The organism is Vibrio sp. RE86, assembly GCF_013114545.1.
Lineage (GTDB): Bacteria > Pseudomonadota > Gammaproteobacteria > Enterobacterales > Vibrionaceae > Vibrio.
Genome location: NZ_VTXI01000045.1, coordinates 1 through 3541, shown reverse-complemented (window position 1 = coordinate 3541; position 3541 = coordinate 1). Strand labels below are relative to the sequence as shown.

The 3541-nt window shown below is 43.7% G+C and carries 2 protein-coding genes and 1 pseudogene; 1 reads left to right on the top strand and 2 read right to left on the bottom strand.

What is annotated here, in order from left to right; translation table 11 throughout:
* Positions 1-223 (top strand): hypothetical protein (locus F0231_RS20540; protein WP_171761536.1); only part of this gene is annotated, 223 nt, incomplete at its 5' end.
* Between the two features lie 296 nt (positions 224-519).
* Here the strand turns inward: F0231_RS20540 and F0231_RS20535 are convergent.
* Both F0231_RS20535 and F0231_RS20855 read right to left on the bottom strand, forming a co-directional pair.
* Positions 520-3132, bottom strand: coding sequence for a hypothetical protein (locus F0231_RS20535; RefSeq protein WP_171761535.1), 2613 nt, complete (start codon positions 3130-3132; stop codon positions 520-522).
* Between the two features lie 187 nt (positions 3133-3319).
* A pseudogene (locus F0231_RS20855) lies at positions 3320-3541 on the bottom strand (hypothetical protein); the annotation flags it as partial.

The window sequence follows — 3541 nt, the reverse complement described above, 5'->3', positions numbered from 1 at the left end:
ACTAGCTTTAATCGTGATTACCTCTATTGCGTCTTTCAGTGCAACCGCCGCAAGCGTTAAGGTTCGCTGGACAGGTCAAGTACCCACCGTAGATTGCGCTACTCGAACTATTAGCAATCAGGTTGCGTTTAATGAACAAAATGAGCGATGTAAGGTAGACCTTAAACACGAAACTAAGCTTAATATTGACAAAGAGACTAAAGTGGTTTCGTTTGATTTATAATTAGGTAGGGTTTATAAATCACATTCATTGCGTTTATACGCGAAGTGATAGATTCAGCATTCTCAATATTCTACTGAAAAATCATTCTCACAAAAATATCCAGGCCAAGTAAAATAACGACTAGTACGAATAAGCCGCCCTTATACAGAATGTATTGGGCGGCTTATACTATTACCACATAGATTATTTGAACAAAATTTCTCATTTATCACGGATATGGTGTGTGTGCGATGTTTAAATTTTGAACGCAAACGATCGCACACCTCATTAACCTCTTTATGACGCAAGGCGTTTACCTAGCTAGAAGAATGGCAACTGAACCAAGCAAGAGAATCCATATCAGAAGACTGGGTGTAATCTGTTCCACCATTTTCACCCCGAAGGGTTACAATCATCGGAGTGCCAGTGGAAGCTTCGACAGTATGATACCAGTAATTAATCGGCCAATAGTGCTTATACGCTATGTTATTCATCTTAAGAAAGTCGTCCGTAGTTGGTATTCTCCAGTTTGTTCTTCCAGCAAGCTGCAGATCATTATATTTCTCGCAGATAGCCTCAATATCGGACATCCCGTAGACAGGGTAATCACCTTCAATTGTAACGCCATTTGTTTCCCAGGTATCATCCTTTAAATAGTTATTTCCGATACTAGTGAAACCTAACCTGTCAGAAAATGCTTCACTTGGTGTTGAGGTGAGCAAATCCCCATCTTGATCACTTGATACCTTAATACACGGGCCACTAGTGTTATTAGGTGTTGTATCGTTGACTACCCCTCCACAAATTAGTGAAGAAAATGTAATTTCACTAGTCGAGTTGCTCGAAAGTCCCATCGAGTTGGTGTAGTCACTTGATATATCAAATGTCACACTTTGAATAGGCATCTCTATCGTAGGGTCCCACTTCACTCGTACTCTTTGGCTACCCTCGCTGTCAGTTAACTCACCACCATCAGCGACAATAAGAGGCGCCACATAAAAACCCAAAGTTGGGTGAAGAATACTATTTGACGAGAACTCTACATTAAATCCTTCGACTGGGTTGCTATTTTGATCAGTCAAGGTTGCTGTCACTTGATTGCCAATAGATTCATATCCAAGATCGTTGATCGTGGTTTCTGATGAAACCGATGCTGTTGTTTCATCGCCGACAAACATCACGCTATAATCTTGTAAAATGCCATTGACATCAATCGTTAATACTACCGTTTCAGCTTTAAAACTGGTCATTTTAATGACGGCCATTCCGCTTGCGTTTGTCGTCAGAGTGTCTGACTCTAACGTAACATTTGGGCTATCTACAGTGGCTGTAACAATCGCATCTGGCAACGCTTCACCGCCCACATTAACTTGAACGAATACATCTGCCACATCAACACCATCGGCCACTACAACGCTGTCAGAGCCTGATATTATGTTGATCACACCTTGTTTTACACACGTTAAATAATAACTTCCTGTTGGATCGAGAGCGCCCGTTTGAGCGACCCCATCACTAAGTTCAACCCACACAGGCTGACCCGCGTCATCATCAAAAGCAATATACGCGCTCTCGGCCGGCCAGTTGTGCAGTGTTTCAAGGTTAACATTGGCAGTCATGACTTGCAGTTGTGTTTTGCTGGGAACACTCGCGCCAATGGTTGCGCAATAGTTAGTCGCTGTCGAAAACTTGAACGCGGCCATATCGATCGCTGGGCTGTAACCGGAATCGATCACAATGCTATCGAATGGTATACCTTCTCTTGCGGCATCAAACGCGGTTAGAGGCGCGGTGTAGAGGTCGGCCATGTACGTAACGTCGTTCCAGCTAGCGGATTTAGAAGCGTCAGTCACATCGACTCGTATCATCCCCATGTCGTAAGCACCGTTATGATCACTCACGGCAAAGCTAATGTAATGATAGCCAGCTCGGTCGGTGGTGAACTCGATGGTTTTGTTGTTGATATCCAGCGGATATTTGGGTGTTACACTGGCATTAAATGACGAAACGTAAACCAATTGGTAGTCGTCACCATCCTCTGACGTAACGAAGTCGCTTACATCAATATCAACAATCGTATTTACCTCAACAGGCGAGCCATATTCACCGTTTTGTTCGACACTAAAGCCTTGATTAGCTTCATAGCCTACAGCGATGTCGACAAGACCCATCATTACATTCCCACTCGCTGACTCTTCGAGCGTATAAAGCAATCTATCAATACCGGTAAACCCAACCGCCGGGGTATAGTTGATAGTGTTAGGCGACGCACCAATGTTGGCGGTGCTTGCATTGCCGTATGGTAACGTTATATCACTGATTACATAACCAGAATCAACAGCGAAACCAATACTGGCTAACTCAGAAGCCAAATCAATCGTGATTGGTGTATCAATTAACGTCACGCTGCTGAGCGCCGGTAATTCTGTCGTGGTTGGATCACTACTGACAGCCACGCGAGTCACGGCAGAGGTCGTCGAGCTGCTGCTCATCGCTACTGGTTCTTCGCTCATCGCGACAGGTTGTTCAGCCATAGCGCTTCTGTTTTGCGCACTTAAAGCACGAGGCGCTACGTGGTAACGATAATTACACACTTTTGGATCACCCGCTTCAATAGCGAAGCCCGTGCTAGTGACTTGTGTCACCTCGCACTGATCGCTGTCACTTAACAATTCAACATCAGTTACAACGAAACCACCACCGGTGGATGAATAGACGTCGCCCGACAAGTCAACATAATAGGAATCTGTAAATCCTGTTGAAAACGTCGCGTCTTGCGCTGACAGCGTAACCTGCTCGCTTGTATAGTCGGTGGCTGCCAAAGAGTTGTCGGCACTGCTGTCACCTTCACCGCCACACCCTGTGATAATGGCACAGGTTATTAACGATAAAAGGCCCAACTTTATACTGGGGGCAAGTTTACTTGTCATAGTTTCTCTCTGAATGAATAATAAGTTTCCATCAATAGTCGTTAGTTTATTGACTGCGAGTTTAGACGTATTGAGCATTTTAAATTCAGCCACTTCAAAAATGCCTTAAAGCACTACGGTAAGTGCAGCGGCGCAAGCGGCAGATCAGTTACCTGCCACTTGACGGTCTATCAGTGCGGTTGAGTCTTTAACTTTTTTTGATCAACTGTTTTTTTACATAACTACGATCAAATGTGGTGATGGTCGTATTGAGTTGTTCTGATTGCATATTTTTAGGAAGGCTGAATAATTTATCTCGGCCAGACACGACAGAGTATTTTTGTTTGCAATTTGATTTATTGTCGTCGTTACAAGAGTCGACATACACATTAATCATTGTATTGCTATTATTTACGACTCGTAATTCTTC

Coding starts and splice junctions, on each gene's coding strand:
- F0231_RS20535 (WP_171761535.1), bottom strand. CDS start 3,132: ATGACAAGTAAACTTGCCCCCAGTATAAAGTTGGGCCTTTTATCGTTA.